This is a genomic window from Streptomyces sp. NPDC055287, assembly GCF_053646035.1.
In genome coordinates, this window is record NZ_JBSHNE010000012.1 from 1 (window position 1) to 15,848 (window position 15,848).

General features: G+C 70.7%; 17 protein-coding genes. 8 read left to right on the forward strand and 9 right to left on the reverse strand.

Going from position 1 to position 15,848, the window contains the following annotated elements; genetic code table 11:
- A partial coding sequence (locus ACWIHY_RS20100) for a hypothetical protein (RefSeq protein WP_454377003.1) occupies positions 1–271 on the reverse strand: 271 nt, incomplete at its 3' end.
- A 56-nt stretch (positions 272–327) separates the two neighbouring features.
- On the opposite strand from ACWIHY_RS20100, the gene ACWIHY_RS20105 reads away from it, so the two are divergent.
- Entirely contained in the window at positions 328–1,437 is a 1,110-nt protein-coding gene (locus ACWIHY_RS20105; protein WP_454377004.1) for a mechanosensitive ion channel family protein, read from the forward strand.
- A 15-nt stretch (positions 1,438–1,452) separates the two neighbouring features.
- Here the strand turns inward: ACWIHY_RS20105 and ACWIHY_RS20110 are convergent, their stop codons facing one another.
- Positions 1,453–2,022, reverse strand: a complete 570-nt coding sequence (locus ACWIHY_RS20110; RefSeq protein ID WP_454377005.1) for a winged helix-turn-helix domain-containing protein — start codon at positions 2,020–2,022, stop codon at positions 1,453–1,455.
- Between the two features lie 297 nt (positions 2,023–2,319).
- Positions 2,320–3,339 (reverse strand): glutamine synthetase, encoded by a 1,020-nt coding sequence (gene glnII, locus ACWIHY_RS20115; protein WP_454377006.1) that lies wholly within the window; start codon positions 3,337–3,339, stop codon positions 2,320–2,322.
- A 171-nt stretch (positions 3,340–3,510) separates the two neighbouring features.
- Here glnII and ACWIHY_RS20120 point away from each other — a divergent pair, with 171 nt between their 5' ends.
- Positions 3,511–4,410, forward strand: a complete 900-nt coding sequence (locus ACWIHY_RS20120; protein WP_454377007.1) for a Gfo/Idh/MocA family protein — start codon at positions 3,511–3,513, stop codon at positions 4,408–4,410.
- A gap of 101 nt (positions 4,411–4,511) precedes the next feature.
- Here the strand turns inward: ACWIHY_RS20120 and ACWIHY_RS20125 are convergent, their stop codons facing one another.
- Both ACWIHY_RS20125 and pdxR read right to left on the reverse strand, forming a co-directional pair.
- Positions 4,512–5,198 (reverse strand): hypothetical protein, encoded by a 687-nt coding sequence (locus tag ACWIHY_RS20125; protein ID WP_454377008.1) that lies wholly within the window; start codon positions 5,196–5,198, stop codon positions 4,512–4,514.
- A 111-nt stretch (positions 5,199–5,309) separates the two neighbouring features.
- On the reverse strand, positions 5,310–6,752 hold the full coding sequence (pdxR, locus tag ACWIHY_RS20130; RefSeq protein WP_454377009.1) for a MocR-like pyridoxine biosynthesis transcription factor PdxR: 1,443 nt from the start codon (positions 6,750–6,752) through the stop codon (positions 5,310–5,312).
- A gap of 47 nt (positions 6,753–6,799) precedes the next feature.
- Between pdxR and ACWIHY_RS20135 the strand changes: the two genes are divergently transcribed.
- Positions 6,800–7,288, forward strand: coding sequence for a carboxymuconolactone decarboxylase family protein (locus tag ACWIHY_RS20135; RefSeq protein ID WP_454377010.1), 489 nt, complete (start codon positions 6,800–6,802; stop codon positions 7,286–7,288).
- A 36-nt stretch (positions 7,289–7,324) separates the two neighbouring features.
- Here the strand turns inward: ACWIHY_RS20135 and ACWIHY_RS20140 are convergent, their stop codons facing one another.
- Positions 7,325–8,158, reverse strand: coding sequence for a hypothetical protein (locus ACWIHY_RS20140; protein ID WP_454377011.1), 834 nt, complete (start codon positions 8,156–8,158; stop codon positions 7,325–7,327).
- Positions 8,159–8,242: 84 nt separating this feature from the next.
- Positions 8,243–8,602, reverse strand: coding sequence for an arsenate reductase family protein (locus ACWIHY_RS20145; protein WP_454377012.1), 360 nt, complete (start codon positions 8,600–8,602; stop codon positions 8,243–8,245).
- Positions 8,603–8,723: 121 nt separating this feature from the next.
- Between ACWIHY_RS20145 and ACWIHY_RS20150 the strand changes: the two genes are divergently transcribed.
- The 4 genes from ACWIHY_RS20150 (at position 8,724) to ACWIHY_RS20165 (ending at position 12,874) form a co-directional block, all read left to right on the forward strand.
- On the forward strand, positions 8,724–8,990 hold the full coding sequence (locus tag ACWIHY_RS20150) for a hypothetical protein (RefSeq protein WP_454377013.1): 267 nt from the start codon (positions 8,724–8,726) through the stop codon (positions 8,988–8,990).
- A 283-nt stretch (positions 8,991–9,273) separates the two neighbouring features.
- Positions 9,274–10,143: a HalD/BesD family halogenase gene (locus ACWIHY_RS20155; RefSeq protein ID WP_454377014.1), complete on the forward strand. Its 870-nt coding sequence runs from the start codon at positions 9,274–9,276 to the stop codon at positions 10,141–10,143.
- A gap of 47 nt (positions 10,144–10,190) precedes the next feature.
- Positions 10,191–11,054 (forward strand): class I SAM-dependent methyltransferase, encoded by an 864-nt coding sequence (locus ACWIHY_RS20160; RefSeq protein WP_454377015.1) that lies wholly within the window; start codon positions 10,191–10,193, stop codon positions 11,052–11,054.
- Positions 11,051–12,874 (forward strand): choline/carnitine O-acyltransferase, encoded by a 1,824-nt coding sequence (locus tag ACWIHY_RS20165; protein ID WP_454377016.1) that lies wholly within the window; start codon positions 11,051–11,053, stop codon positions 12,872–12,874. Before ACWIHY_RS20160 ends, ACWIHY_RS20165 begins: the two co-directional genes overlap by 4 nt.
- Before the next feature lie 76 nt (positions 12,875–12,950).
- On the opposite strand, the gene glnA is transcribed toward ACWIHY_RS20165, so the two are convergent.
- A complete protein-coding gene (gene glnA / locus ACWIHY_RS20170; protein WP_028811345.1) occupies positions 12,951–14,360 on the reverse strand; it encodes a type I glutamate--ammonia ligase in 1,410 nt (469 codons plus the stop codon).
- Positions 14,361–14,567: 207 nt separating this feature from the next.
- Between glnA and ACWIHY_RS20175 the strand changes: the two genes are divergently transcribed.
- Positions 14,568–15,035, forward strand: coding sequence for an RDD family protein (locus tag ACWIHY_RS20175; protein WP_454377017.1), 468 nt, complete (start codon positions 14,568–14,570; stop codon positions 15,033–15,035).
- Positions 15,036–15,144: 109 nt separating this feature from the next.
- On the opposite strand, the gene ACWIHY_RS20180 is transcribed toward ACWIHY_RS20175, so the two are convergent.
- Positions 15,145–15,846: a DUF4191 domain-containing protein gene (locus ACWIHY_RS20180; RefSeq protein ID WP_454377018.1), complete on the reverse strand. Its 702-nt coding sequence runs from the start codon at positions 15,844–15,846 to the stop codon at positions 15,145–15,147.
- Positions 15,847–15,848 lie beyond the last annotated feature (2 nt).

Consider the following 15,848-nt stretch of genomic DNA (forward strand, 5'->3'; position numbering starts at 1 on the left):
TGCCCTCACCCGCACCAGCCACTTCGCAGCGCTGTGCCCCGCCGAGCTGACGCTCGGCGGGGCACAGCAAGGGCCGAATTAACCAACAGCGTCCGGCCCGGGGCGGGCCCTCCCTGTCGCCGTACGACTCGGCGCCGGACAGGCGGGCCTGAGTGGCCGTCAGGACCACCGACCCGATGAAGAGCCAGGTGGGGGCACAGGGGACGGGTCCGGTCGCATGCGGCAGGATGACGTCCGCGTCAGACCGCCCCGTACGCCACGCGTACGCCATCGGTACGTCCCGACGCGACCGCGCCGCATCCCTCGGACCACGGGAGAGAATCACTGATGTACCGGGCCCTCACACTGCACGACGTGATCGTCGCCGGAATCGCGGTGGCCGTCGGCGTCGCCGCGGGTCTGCTCCTGAGAGCGACCCTGCGCTGGCTGGGCGAACGCGCCAGCCGGACGCGGTGGGGCGGAGACGACGTCATCGTCGACGCCCTGCGGACCCTCGTCCCGTGGGCGGCGATGGCAGCCGGCGCGGCCGCCGCCGCCGCGGTGCTCCCGCTGACCCCCACGACCGGCCACAACGTCACCGTGGCGCTGACCGCGCTGCTCATCCTGGCCGGCACGCTCACGGCGGCCCGGGTCATCGCCGGTCTGGTGCGGTCCGTGGCACAGTCCCGGTCCGGAGTCGCCGGCTCGGCCACCATATTCGTCAACATCACGCGCGTCGTGGTGCTGGCCATGGGCTTCCTCGTCGTACTCCAGACTCTGGGCGTCTCCATCGCGCCGCTGCTCACGGCACTCGGTGTGGGCGGTCTGGCGGTGGCGCTGGCGTTGCAGGACACGCTGGCCAATCTCTTCGCGGGCGTGCACATCCTCGCCGCGAAGACCGTCCAGCCCGGCGACTACATCCGCCTCAGCAGCGGTGAGGAGGGCTATGTCGTCGACATCAACTGGCGCAACACCGTGGTGCGCAACCTGTCGAACAACCTGGTGATCATCCCCAACGCCCAGCTCGCCGGCACCAACATGACCAACTTCAGCCAGCCCGAGCAGCAGCTCTCGATCATGGTCCAGGTGGGAGTCGGCTACGACAGCGACCTGGAGCACGTCGAGCGCGTCACGACCGAGGTCGTCGAGGCCGTGATGTCGGACATCACCGGGGCCGTCCCCGACCACGAACCGGCCGTCCGTTTCCACACGTTCGGAGATTCCAGGATCGGCTTCACGGTGATCCTGGGCGTCGGCGAGTTCAGCGACCAGTACCGGATCAAGCACGAGTTCATCAAGCGCCTGCACCAGCGCTACCGGGCCGAGGGCATCAGGGTCCCCGCCCCCAAGCGGACCGTGACCGTACAGCAGGGCGAGGCGCAGGGAGAGTCACGTGGTGAGCCGCCGATGCCGACGGCCTTCCCGCACCAGCGCGAGGCGAGCGAGCCGGTGCGGTAACGCCGTGCTTCGCGGTCAGGGCGCGTACTTGTAACCGACCCGTCGCACCGTCTGGATCGTGGCGCGGTGCTCGGCGCCCAGCTTGCGGCGCAGGCGGGCGATGTGGACGTCGACGGTCCGGCCGTCGCCGACATGGCCGTAACCCCACACCGTGGTCACCAACTGGTCGCGCGTGTGCACCCGGTGGGGGTGCGTCACCAGGTGGGCGAGCAGTTCGAACTCCAGGTACGTGAGGTCGAGTGGCCGCCCGTCCACGGCGGCGGTGCGGTCGGCCCCGTCGATCCGCACGGGACCGTCGTCCGGCGCGTCGTCCGTGCCGGGAACGGGCACCACGGCCGGCTGCTGATCGGCCGGTACCAGCACCAGGTAGCCGATCATCGGCGGCCGCCCCGGCAGCGCGGGCAGCGTGTGCTGGGGCGCCGGGAGCCAGGTGGCGCCCGGCGGAAGGAAGTCGCCCACGTCGAGGGTCGTGCCGGTACGCACCACCTCGTCCCGGTCGACGGCCCGCAGCCGGTGCCGGCCGAGGTGAGCGGGTGCCTGGGGCTGGGCCTGGGGAGCGGCGGAGAAGGTACGGGTGTTCGCCATGAGAGGTCAGCTTCTTTCGCGCGGAGGAGTCGTCGAGGGACGTACTGCGTCGTGCGCGCTGGACCGAAGACCGGGGTGAACGGCTTTAGAGGGCCCGCGCGTTCCTCGCGCGACAACACACCCGGTCGAAGTCGTGATGCTGACGGGAAGGCCAGAACGGCTCCAGGTCGCTGCGACCTCTCGCGGTGTCCTGGTGGCTGGCCATGGGACCTATTGAAGCAGACGCCCGCCCCCGAGGGCACGCGAAGGGGGCGCCCGCCGGACCGGCGGACGCCCCCAGTTGCCTGTGGCGCACGATCAGACCTGGCCGGCCTTCTCCAGGGCGGTGCAGCAGGTGTCGACGATCAGACGCGTGACGACGTACGGGTCGACGTTCGCGTTCGGGCGGCGGTCCTCGATGTAGCCCTTCTGGTCCTGGCCGACCTGCCACGGGATGCGGACCGAGGCGCCGCGGTCGGAGACGCCGTAGCTGTACTCGTTCCACGGGGCGGTCTCGTGCAGTCCGGTGAGGCGGTCGTCGATGCCGGCGCCGTAGTTCTTGACGTGGTCCATCGGCTTCGAGCCCTCGCCCAGCGACTCGCACGCGGTGACGATCGCGTCGTACCCCTCGCGCATTGCCTTCGTCGAGAAGTTGGTGTGCGCGCCCGCGCCGTTCCAGTCGCCCTTGACCGGCTTCGGGTCGAGGGTCGCGGAGACGTTGAAGTCCTCGGCGGTGCGGTACAGCAGCCAGCGGGCCACCCACAGCTGGTCGGCGACCTCCAGCGGCGCCAGCGGGCCGACCTGGAACTCCCACTGGCCCGGCATGACCTCGGCGTTGATGCCGGAGATGCCCAGACCGGCGGCGAGGCAGTGGTCGAGGTGCTTCTCGACGATCTCGCGGCCGAAGATCTCGTCGGCGCCCACGCCGCAGTAGTAGCCGCCCTGCGCGGCCGGGAAGCCGTTGACCGGGAAGCCGAGCGGGCGCGAGCCGTCGAAGAAGGTGTACTCCTGCTCGATACCGAAGATCGGCTCCTGGCCGGCGAACTGCTCGGCGACCGGGCGCAGCAGCGCACGCGTGTTGGACTCGTGCGGCGTCATGTCGATGTTCAGGACCTCGCACATGACGAGGACGTCGTCACCGCCGCGGATCGGGTCCGGGCAGGAGAAGACGGGGTTCAGCACCCGGTCGGACGCGTGACCCACGGCCTGGTTCGTGCTGGATCCGTCGAAGCCCCAGATGGGCAGCTCGGCGCCATCGGCCAGTATCTTCGTCTTCGAGCGAAGCTTGGCGGTCGGCTCTGTGCCGTCGATCCAGATGTACTCGGCCTTGAAGGTCACGGACGCCATCCTTTGCGGTGCTGCTGCGGTACTGCGGCTTGTGAGGGCAGCTTCGCAAGCGCTGATTTCCCGTCCGTTGCCCGATTGTGAACCCCGTGTTACTCAGGTTTCCGGCGTATCACGAGTGCGTATCGCGACCGTCCGCTACTCCCGGACGACACACTGGCGGGCATGAGCGAACCGTTGACCAGGCCGCGCATCGGACTTCTCGGCACCGGCCCCTGGGCCAGAGGCACCCACGCACCGGCGCTCGCGGCGCATCCCTGCGCCGGCTTCGCGGGCGTGTGGGGCCGCAGGCCCGAGGCGGCCGCCGCGATCGCCGCCGCCCACGGGACCACGGCGTACGACGACGTCGACGACCTGTTCGCCGCGTGTGACGCCGTGGCGATCGCCCTGCCGCCCGACGTCCAGGCTCCGCTGGCGGTACGGGCCGCGGGCGCCGGATGCCACCTGCTGCTGGACAAGCCGCCCGCGACGACTGTGGCGGGGGCGCGGGAGGTCGTCGGGGCGGCGGCGAAGGCGGGCGTGTCGTCGGTGGTCTTCTGCACCCTGCGCTTCGCGACGGGCACGACGGAGTGGATCGCCGAGCAGGCGGCGGCGGGCGGCTGGTTCACCGCACACGCGCGGTGGCTCGGCGCGCTCTACTCGCCGGGTGCGGACAGTCCGTACGCCGCATCGCCGTGGCGCCGCGAGAAGGGCGCCCTGTGGGACGTGGGACCGCACGCGCTGTCCGTACTCCTGCCGGTCCTCGGCGACGTTACGTCGACGACCGCGGCGCCGGGCCCCGGGGACACGGCCCACCTCGTACTGCGCCACACCTCCGAGGCGTCGAGCACGCTCACGCTGAGCCTGAGCGCCCCGGTGGGCGCGGCGGGCGCGGCGGTGGAGCTGCGGGGCGCGGCGGGCGTGGCCGAACTGCCGCCGTGGGGCGACGCGGTCACTGCCTTCACCACGGCGGTCGACGCACTGCTGGCCGCCGTACGCACCGGGGAGCCGCACCCCTGCGACGCGGTGTTCGGCCTGCGCCTGACGGAGATCCTCGCCGACGCGCAGACCCAGCTGGGACGCTGAGCACTTCGGCCCGGCCGACGTACAGGGCCGGGCCGGAGCGGAACACCGGTCACGGGAAGGGGCGGGGGTGGGGGGAAACAGGTGAGCCCCGCCCGCCCCGCCTAGCCCACGCGCTCGATCCGTGCCTTGCGGATCAGGAACTTGCCCGGCTCCCGTACCTGCTCGAACGCCGCGTTGTTCAGCAGTGCACAGCTCCCGGAAGTCGAAGTGACCTCAACGGTGGTCGACTTGGAGTTGTCCAGGTTGGTGACCTTGAGCTTCGTACCGACAGGGAACTCCCCGCTGGAGGCGGCCGGTGCGCCGCCCTCACCGGACAGCGTGACGGTGGACCCGGCGCAGACCACTTCGCCGGCCGCCCCGTCACCCCCACCGGCACCCGCCTGGTCCCCCGCGCCCGCCCCGTCCCCCGCGCCGCCCTCCGCCGGCGGCGCCGTTTCCTCGCCCGGGGGAGCCGTCTCGTCCGCGGGCGGCGCGGCCTGGTCCGCCGGCGGGGCCGCCGCGTCGTCCGGCGGAGCCGCCTCGCCACACCCGGACGCCGCCTGCTGGCGCTTGATCTGCTCGATGACGGCCTCGCGGTTGGCGATCCGCGCATCCGACTGCGCGTCAGGGTTGGCCCGTTGTCCGGCGATGAACTGCTCGTTGTTGCTCAGCGCGGTGGCCAGCCCGTCACAGGCAACCGAGGCCTGGCTCGTACCGGTCATCACGACGGCGGTGCCCGCGACCAGCGCGGCGGCGCCCGCCAGCAGGGCGATCTTCTTCTTGCGGGTGAGGGACTTCTTGCGCGACACGTGTGACTCCTGTCCGCGGCCGTGTACACCAGGGCCGCATGGGTTTCCGTGTGCCGTTACGTACGAGTAGCAACCGCGTCCGTCTCAATCACCCCACCAACAACTTCTGTATCAGGCGGGCGGCAGCGCCCGGCACAGGGCGTCCAGCGCCCCCGCGTACGCGTGCTCGGGCGGCGTCGAATACCCCACGACCAGCCCGTCACGCCCGCGACCGTCATCACCGGCATCACCCGCCCCACGGCCCCCGGGCCCACACTCCGGGTGCAGGTAGTCGGAGAGCCCCTCCACCGCCAGCCCCTGCCACGCCGCCGCCTTCACCACCGCCCGCTCGGTGCCCGGCGGCAGCTCCAGCACGGCGTGCAGGCCCGCCGCGATCCCCGTCACACGCACGTGCGGCGCCCGTTCGGCCAGGACCGCGACCAACTGGTCGCGCCTGCGCCGGTGACGCTGCCGCATCCGGCGTACATGACGGTCGTAACCGCCCGATGCGACGAAGTCCGCCAGCGTCAGCTGCTCGGTCGCGCTCGACCACTGCTCACGCTCGCCCTTCGCCGCCACGACGCCGTCCATGAGCCGCTCCGGCAGCACCATCCAGCCGATCCGCAGGGTCGGCGACAGGCTCTTGCTGACCGACCCGATCAGCACCACATGGTCCGGATCGAGCCCCTGCACCGCGCCGACCGGCTGCCGGTCATAACGGAACTCGCCGTCGTAGTCGTCCTCCAGGACCAGCCCCCCCGTCGCCCGCGCCCAGTCCACGACGGCCGCCCGCCGCTCCGGAAGCAACGGCCCCCCGGTCGGGAACTGGTGCGCCGGAGTGAGCAGTACGGCCCCTGGCCCGCCCAGTCCGCCCACCCGCGCCCCGTCCTCGTCGACCCCCACCGGCACGGTACGCACCCCCTCGCCCGCCAGCAGCGCGCGATGGAACGGCAGCCCGTACGCCTCCACCGCCCACGTCCCGCCCACCACCCGGGCCAGCAGCCGCAGCGCGTGCGCGGCCCCGGAGCACAGCACGATCCGCCCGGCGTCCGCCCTCACCCCACGCACGCGCGCCAGGTACTCCGCCAGCGCCTGCCGCAGCTCCGCCCTGCCCCGCGGATCACCGGGCCCGAACGCGTCGTGGGGCGCGGCGGTCAGCGCCCGGCGGGCGGAGGCGAGCCAGGCGCCGCGCGGAAAGGCGGAGGGGTCCGGTCTGCCCTGGACGAGGTCGTACGCCGGACGGGACTCCCGCGCGGGTGTGCGGGACCGGGGCAGGGGCGCGGCCGGCGCGGCCCGCTGGGCCACGCGGGTCCCGGAGCCCTGCCTGGCCGTCAGCCAGCCCTCGGCGACGAGTTCGGCGTACGCGTCGGCGACCGTATTGCGGGCGATTCCCAGGTCGGCGGCGAGTGAACGGTACGGAGGCAGCCGCGTTCCCGGGGCGAGCCGCCCGCCGCGAATCGCCTCACGCAGTGCGCGCATGAGCACGGCACGCCGACTGCCCGAGCCGGCGGTCTCCAGCTCCAGATGCAGATCGCTGCCGAGCTCCTCCGCCGAATTGACCCATGATTCCGCCATTCGAATGCACCCCTTCTCCGGTCGCCTGTACGCCTAGATTCGTATCCATGACGACGACAGAGATCAAGCAGACGCCCGCCACCTCCACCCGCCTCAACTTCGCCAAGGCCGCCCCGAAGGCGTTCAGGGCCGTGATCGGTCTCGACGCCGCCGCCCGCGAGGGGCTCGACCCGACGCTGGTGGAACTGGTCCAGATCCGTGCCTCGCACGTCAACCACTGCGCGTACTGCCTGCACATGCACACCTCCGACGCGCGCAAGGCGGGCGAGAGCGAGGAGCGGATGCACATGGTCGCGGTCTGGAAGGAAGCCAAGCACTTCTTCACCGAGAAGGAGCAGGCGGCCCTGGCGCTCACGGACGCCGTGACACTGATCGCGGACGGCGGACTTCCGGACGACGTGTACGCCCGGGCGTCGGCCCACTTCGATGACAGGGAACTGGCTCAGCTGCTGGCCCTGATCTTCACGATCAACACCTGGAACCGCATAGCGCTGGCCACCGCGAAGACGGCGGGCGAGGACGAGCGAGTCTCCTGATCCGGCGGTGGCGCGCACCCGCCCCGCCCCCCCGCTTCACCCGGTGCGCGGCGCCTCGAGCCCCTCCTCGTACGCCGCGACGTTCTCGTTGACGTACGCCAGCAGGTCGGTGCCCTGCTTCGTGAGCTCCGCCTCGCGGGCTTCCGACCCGTCCGCCCACTGGGCGTTGGAGAAGACCACCGACCTGACCGTCATGAGCCGCCGGAACACCCCCGCGGAACCGGGCGGCACGGTCGGCAGGTCCGCCTCGGGCGGCGGGTCGAGCGAGACGACCTGGTAGGTGACCGGGTCCATGGAGGCCATCCCGAAGACCGAGGCCGCGTCCTGCGCCCGCTTGAGGCTGAGTACGCCAATGGTCACCTGCGAGCGCCGCTCCGCGTCCGTGAACAGCGCGGAGGTCAGCTGAAGACAGCCGCCGCCCTGCGCCACGAGGCCGGCGAGCTGCTGGGACATACCGTGCTCGCACGCGGTGGTGGTGGCGACGTCGACCCGGTGGTAGACGGTGCCGTCGGCGAGCCGCACGGTCTTCTCGGGGAAGGCGCGGGCGGCGCGTACGACGGGGCGCGACAGCAGCGAGGGCAGCGCGGTGGGCGCGTCGGAGGGGAGCGCGGCGTCGACCGAGGGGGCGGGCGCGGCCGAGGCGGAGGCCGAGGACGGCGGGCCGGCCGTTCCGGCCTTGTCGGCGCCGGAGTCGTCGCCCTGGCCGACGTACAGCACCGCGCCCACCGCCACAGCCGAGACCACGGCCAGCACGCCCACCGCGCCGCCCGCTATGAGCCAGGTCCGGCGTGCGGACTGCGGGGCCGGTGGCGGGGGAGGGGGAAACCGGGGCGGGTAGGAACCGTACGGACCATGATCACCAGAACTCATGGCCGCGGAGGGTAGCAGCGATGCACCGCCCGGGTCCCGCCGAGTAACGAAATGCTCAAATCGCCCCGGAGGTCAGGAACTCGGTCACCGTGACATGGCGTCGCGCACGGCCTCGTCCGTACGCGCCACCACGGCTGTACCGTCCTCCGCCGTGATGATCGGCCGCTGGATCAGCTTCGGATGCTCGGACAGCGCCTCGATCCACCGGTCCCGCGAACCGGCGTCCCGAGCCCAGTCCTTGAGCCCCAGCTCCTTCGCCGCCGCCTCCTGCGTGCGCGTGATGTCCCACGGCTCGAGCCCGAGCCGCTCCAGCACCGCACGGATCTCGTCCTGGGTCGGTACGTCCTCCAGGTAGCGGCGCACGGTGTAGTCGGCGCCCTCCTCGTCCAGCAGATGCAGCGCGCTGCGGCACTTCGAACACGCGGGATTGATCCAGATCTCCATGGCCCCAACCGTACCTCCAGGCAGCCCCCCCAAACACGCTCTGGCCAGGGCCGATTGTCAGTGGTGGGCAGTAAAATCGAAGGAGTCAGAGAGGGTTCCCGACCGCCCCAGGAGGATGCCCATGGCCGCAGCCGCGCTGTTCTCGATCGCTCCGCAGTCCTTGTCGAAGACCCCACTGCCGGCCGGGCGGCCGCGCGCGTGGTACGAGACGCACAACCGCCGCCTCAAGGCCATGCGCCTGGCCATCGCACTGCTCGACACGGGTGTGTACCACCCGGCGCAGGCACCCAACCGCACGATACGCACCACCGCGGAGCTCATCGGCATCCACCCGCCGTCGGACACGACCTGCCGGATGGTGCGCGCCCTGATCCGCTACGGCCGCTGACCGAGGCCGACCGGGGGCGCGTCCTCGCAACGAGCGAAGGCGCGCCCCTCCCGGCATGTCCGGCACTTCGACGCCTGGCCGGAAAAGCACCCTCCCGGACCCCCGGCCGGCACCCCCATCATGTGCTGATGACGACTACTGCCGCCTTCGGCTCCGCCTGGAGCCGCAGTACCGCCGGGGAGACGGGCCGCCGCCGTGTGACGTGTCACAGACGCCCCCAACTTCATTACTGCTCAGTACAGTTGCCCGGCAACGCGGTCTGCCCCTGTGCGGAGAGGATCGAATGAGCACTTTGGAAGACACGACGCTCGACCAGGTGGTCGACACAGCCCGGTACCCCCTGTCGGAACCCGACAGCGCCGGAGGACGGGACGTCATCTCCCGTGCCCGGCGCGAACTGGCCGCTGTCGGCTGCACCGTGCTGCCGGACTTCGTCCGCCCGTCGCTGCGCGAGGTCCTCAGGGAGGAGTGCTCGGCCATCGCCCCCCGGGCGCACTCCGACGTCGAAACGGTCAACGTATACAACATCGCGGTCGACTCGGAACTGCCGGCGGAACACCCCGGCCGCCGGACTTTCCAGCGGGGCAACGCCTTCGTGGCCCGCGACCGCATCCCCGCGAACTCCCTGATCAGCAGGCTCTACTCCCACCCGGAGTTCCAGGAGTTCGTCGCCCGCTGCTTCGGACTGCCGAAGCTCCACGAGCTGGCGGACCCGCTCTCCGGGCTGGTTCTCAACGTCGTCGCGCCCGGCATGGAGCACCCCTGGCACTTCGACACCAACGAGTTCACCGTGAGCATGCTCACCCAGCAGCCGCAGTCCGGAGGAGACTTCGAGTACTGCCCGAACATCAGGTCCGCACAGGACGAGAGCTTCGACGACGTCCGCGCCGTACTGGACGGCCGGGGCGAGCGGCTGATCCGGCGCCTTCCCCTGCAACCGGGCGACCTGCAGCTGTTCAAGGGCCGGTACTCCCTGCACCGGGTGAGCCCCGTGGGCGGCGAGGCCGCGCGCCATTCCGCGATATTCGCCTACAGCGAGCGCCCCGGCGTCATCGGGAGCGTCGCCCGCACCCGCCAGCTCTTCGGCCGGGTCCTGCCCGAGCACCTGGAGTCCGAGGGCCGGGCCGTCCGGGGTGACCGGCTGCTGGATTAGCGGTTCCGCACTCCGCAACTCTGCCGATCCACGGAGGAGCAAGCCCTGTGCGTTTCGACGCGACCGGAAAAGTAACGCTCGACCACATCTACACGCAGCCCGACCCCCGCGCGTACTTCAGCGTGCTGCGCCCGCTCGGCTACTGCGTTCCGCAGCTGGCCAAGCCCTACTTCGCCAAGCTCATCGAGGAGTACGCGGAGACCCGGCAGGTAGCGGTGCCGAAGGTGCTGGACATCGGCTGCTCGTACGGGATCAACGCCGCGCTGCTGAAGTACGACGCCACCATGGACGAGCTGTACGCGCGCTACGGCGGCGCGCAGGGCACGGAACCGGGCCGGGGCACCACCCGCCAGGCCCTGCTCGCCCGTGACCGCGAGCTGTCGCGCTCCCGCCGCCCCGCGCGCGGCATCCGCTTCACCGGCCTGGACACCTCGACGAACGCCCTCTCCTACGCACTGGAGGCGGGGTTCCTCGACGACGCGGTGAACGCCGACCTGGAAAGGAACGAGCCCACGGCCCACCAGCGCGCCCAGTTCGCCGGCACGGACCTGGTGATCTCGACGGGCTGCCTCGGATACGTGACCGAGCGGACCCTGACGCGCGTCGTGCGGGCGCAGGGCGGCCACCGCCCCTGGATGGCGCACTTCGTCCTGCGGATGTTCCCCTTCGACTCCGTCGAGCACGCGCTGGACGGCCTGGGATACCGGACCGTCCGCGTCGAAGGAGTCTTCAAACAGCGGCGCTTCGCCTCCCCCGAGGAGCAGTCGCTCGTACTGGAAAAGATGTCGGCCGCCGGCGTGGATCCGCACGGCCTGGAGACGGACGGCTGGCTGTACGCACAGCTCTACCTCTCCCGGCCCGCCGACGAGCTGGCGCCAGGCCCCCACGAACCGAATCGAGAACAGCTGTGAACACGAGTCAGGCAACAGCGGCCGCCGTCACGACCTTCTCCCAGGAGGACAGCCTCCCGCGGGTGCCGCTGCCCGCGCTGGAGGCGAGCTGCGAGAGGTTCCTCGCCTGGTGCGCGCCGCTGCTCAGCGACGGGGAACGGGCGGCGACGGAGGCGGAAGTGGCCGCGTTCCTCCGCCCCGACGGACCGGGCCGGGTCCTGCACCGAGCCCTGGAGGAGTACGACGCCACCGACGGCGTACACAGCTGGCTCGACACCTTCTGGCCGTACCGCTACCTGGGCCGCCGGGACCGGATCGCCCTGAACGCCAACTTCTCCTTCCTGTTCCAGGACTCCGGCGAGGAGCAGGTGGAACGGGCGGCCGGCCTCGTCGCGGGGGCCCTCCACTACAAAGGCCGCCTCGATCAGGAAAGCATCCCGCCGGTGACGCAGCGCGGGCGGCCGCAGTCGATGGTGCAGAACAAGTACCTGTTCTCCACCACCCGCATCCCCGGAGCGGAACTGGACACCGTCCGCAGCCCCCACTCCGAGGCATGGCCCGGCCCGTCCGACGCCCGGCACATCGTGGTGTTCTTCCGGGGCGCCATGTTCCGGCTGGACGTCATCGGCGCGGACGGTGTGCCGCACAGCCTGGACGACCTGCGGACGGGCCTGCACGCCGTCATGAAGGCGGGCGCCGAACCGCCCGCCCCCGGCACATCGGTCGGCCACCTCACGACGACGGCCCGGGCGGAGTGGGCGGCCGCCCGGCAGTCCCTGCTCGCCCGCCACCCCCGCAACGGGGAGGCACTGGACACCATCGAGACCGCCCTTTTCTGCGTCTGCCTGGAGGACTTCGCACCGGCGGACACCCAGGCGGCCTGCGACGAGCTGCTGTACGGCGACCGGGGCAACCGCTGGTTCGACAAGGCCGTGTCCTTCGTCGTCTTCGCCGACGGCCGCGCGGGCATCAACGTCGAACACTGCGAGCTGGACGGCACCACCATCCTCAGCTTCACCGACGCGCTCCTGAGCACCCCCGCCGAGGAGCACTCCCGCCGGTCCGGAGCCCGCACCCAGGGCCCGCCGGTCCCGGAACCCGTCACGTTCGACCTGAACGACACACTGCGCTCCCAGGTGCGCTCCGCCGCGGAGGCCTTCGCGCAGTACGGGGAGGACACGGCCACCAGCACCGTCTCCTTCGAGGACTTCGGCGCAGGCACCGCCAAGGCACTCGGCGTCTCGCCCGACGCGTTCGTCCAGGTCGCCTACCAGCTGGCCCACCAGCGCGCGAAGGGACACCTGGGCGCGACGTACGAGTCGATCGCCACACGCCAGTACCGGCACGGCCGGACCGAGGCGATGCGCGTGGTCACCCCCGAGATGCAGGCCTTCGTCACGGCGATGGACGACCGGGCGGCGGACGCCGCGACGCGACGCACCGCGTTCCGCGCCGCGGCCGAGCAGCACGTCGCACGCGCGAAGGAGTGCCAGGCCGGCCAGGTGCCCGAGCAGCACCTGTGGGAACTGGAACTGATCCAGCGCCGCCGGGGCGCCGCCCTGGGAGTCACCGAACAGCCGGCCCTCTACCGGAGCCCGGGCTGGCTGAAGATGCGCGACGACTACCTGAGCACGAGTTCGGCCCCCTCCGCCAACATCCAGTACTTCGGCTTCGGCTCCACCAGCCCCCGCTGCATCGGCGTCGCGTACGTCCTGCTCCCCACCCGCTTCAACCTCTACCTGAGCACTCCACGCCCGGTGGCCCCCCAGATGCACACCTTCGCCACCGAACTCCGCCGCGCGGTCGCCGAGCTGCGCGACCTCCTGGCACCGGGGGCCTGACCCGCTCCAACGCGGAGGGCCGCCACCCGAAACCGGGTGGCGGCCCTCCGTGCTGTTCCGTGCTGTCCCGCGCGACTTAGAGGTCGAAGTACAGCTCGAACTCGTGCGGGTGCGGGCGGAGCTGGATCGGGGCGATCTCGTTCACGCGCTTGTAGTCGATCCACGTCTCGATCAGGTCGGGGGTGAAGACACCGCCGGCCAGCAGGTAGTCGTGGTCCGCCTCGAGGGCGTCGAGGACAGCGGGGAGCGAGGTCGGGACCTGCTGGACGTTCGCGTGCTCCTCGGGAGCCAGCTCGTACAGGTCCTTGTCGATCGGCTCCGCCGGCTCGATCTTGTTCTTCACGCCGTCCAGGCCGGCCATCAGGAGCGCCGAGAACGCGAGGTACGGGTTCGAGGACGGGTCCGGGGCGCGGAACTCGACGCGCTTGGCCTTCGGGTTCGAGCCCGTGATCGGGATACGCATCGCAGCCGAGCGGTTGCGCTGCGAGTACACCATGTTGACCGGGGCCTCGAAGCCGGGGACCAGGCGGTGGTACGAGTTCACCGTCGGGTTCGTGAAGGCGAGGAGGGAGGGGGCGTGCTTGAGGATGCCGCCGATGTAGTAGCGGGCGATGTCCGAGAGACCCGCGTAACCCTGCTCGTCGTAGAACAGCGGGTTGCCGCCGGACCACAGCGACTGGTGGACGTGCATGCCCGAGCCGTTGTCACCGAAGATCGGCTTCGGCATGAAGGTCGCGGTCTTGCCGTTGCGCCAGGCGACGTTCTTCACGACGTACTTGAAGAGCATCAGGTCGTCGGCCGCGGCGAGCAGCGTGTTGAACTTGTAGTTGATCTCGGCCTGGCCGGCCGTGCCGACCTCGTGGTGCTGGCGCTCGACCTGGAGGCCGTTCTTGTCCAGTTCCAGGGAGATCTCGGCACGCAGGTCGGCGAAGTGGTCGACCGGCGGGGTGGGGAAGTAGCCACCCTTGTAGCGGACCTTGTAGCCGCGGTTGTTCTCGACCGCACCGGTGTTCCAGGCGCCGGCCTCGGAGTCGATGTGGTAGAAGGACTCGTTCGCGGAGGTCTGGAAGCGCACGTTGTCGAACACGTAGAACTCGGCCTCGGGGCCGAAGTACGCCGTGTCGGCGATGCCGGTGGACGTGAGATAAGCCTCGGCCTTCTTCGCCACGTTCCGCGGGTCACGGCTGTACTGCTCGCCCGTGATCGGGTCGTGGATGAAGAAGTTGATGTTGACCGTCTTGTCCTTGCGGAACGGGTCGACACGCGCCGTCGACAGGTCCGCACGGAGCGCCATGTCGGACTCGTGGATGGCCTGGAAGCCGCGGATCGACGATCCGTCGAAGGCCAGCTCCTCGTTCGGGTCGAACGCCGCGGCCGGGATCGTGAAGTGCTGCATCACTCCGGGCAGGTCGCAGAACCGGACGTCGACGAACTTGACGTCTTCGTCGGCGATGAACTTCTTCGCGTCGTCGGCGTTCTGGAACATCCAACTCCTCCTACTCCCACCCGGTAGGGATGGGGTTGCAGCTCTCCGTGCGGCCAGTGCGGTGGCACACGCTGGACCCGACCATAGGCAGACCGGATTTCTCAAGCATGACCCATTTGTTTCGCGCAAGTTAACCGGACCGGCTCCGCACCGGTTGGGAAGGGCCCGACCTCCAGGGTACGAAAGCGGTCGCAGTACCTTGTACGGGTGGACAACAGGCAAGCAATCGGATCGTGGCTCTCCGGGCCGGGCGAAGCCGCCAAGGAGATGGGTGCCGACAGCGGGTACCGGGGCGAGCGGCTCGGACTGCCGGAGCAGGGACCCGGGGCCGTCGCCCCGCTCGGCCGGCGCTTCGGCGCCCTCTTCCTCGACTGGGCCCTGTGCATGCTCATCGCATACGGGCTGCTCACGGGTGGTGACTGGCAGGCCTCGGGCAACTGGGCGCTGGGCGTTCTGCTCGTCCTGAGCGTGCTCACCGTCGGCACGGTCGGCTCCACGCCGGGCAAGCGCCTCTTCCGCCTGCGTGTCGTCGCCGAGAACGGCGGCCGCCTCGGCCTCTTCCGTGTCCTCGTGCGCAGCGTCCTGCTGTGCCTCGCGATCCCCGCCCTGGTGTGGGACCGCGACGGCCGCGGCCTGCACGACCGCCTCGCGCGCGCCGTCCAGGTCCGGATCTAGCGAAGAGACCGGACCCGGCGAAGAGAAAAGAAGGGCGGCCCGGAACCGATGAGGTTCCGGGCCGCCCTTCGACGTATGTCCAAGCGTGTGTCGTACGGGAGTGGAGAGGTCAGCGCATCTTTCCGCGCGGCATCCGCCCGCCCTTGGGGATCGGCCCCTTCGGCAGCGGCATGTTCGACATCAGGTCGCCCATCGCGCGCAGCCGGTCGTTGGCCGATGTCACCTGGGGGCCGGTGAGGACGCGCGGCAGCTTGAGCATCGTGGTGCGCAGCTTCTTCAGCGGCACCTGACCCTCGTCGTTGCCGATGACGATGTCGTGGACGGGTACGTCGACCACGATCCGCGCCATCTTCCTCTTCTCGGCCGCCAGCAGGCTCTTCAGCCGGTTCGGGTTGCCCTCGGCCACCAGGACGATGCCTGCCTTGCCGACCGCCCGGTGCACGACGTCCTGGCTGCGGTTCATCGCCACCGCCGGAGTCGTCGACCAGCCGCGGCCCACGTTCTGCAGCACGGAGGCCGCAGCGCCCGGCTGTCCCTCCATCTGTCCGAACGCCGCCCGCTCGGCGCGGCGTCCGAAGACGATCGCCATCGCGAGGAAGGCCAGCAGGAAGCCCAGAATGCCCAGATAGACCGGGTGATCGATCAAGAAGCCGATCGCGAGGAAGACACCGAAGGTGACGATGCCCACGCCCGCGAGAACGAGACCGATCCTGGAGTCGGCCCGCCGGGTCATCTTGTAGGTCAGGGCAATCTGCTTGAGTCGCCCGGGGTTCGCAGTGTCCGCGTTGTCTGCGTGTTCCTTCCTCGCCATGC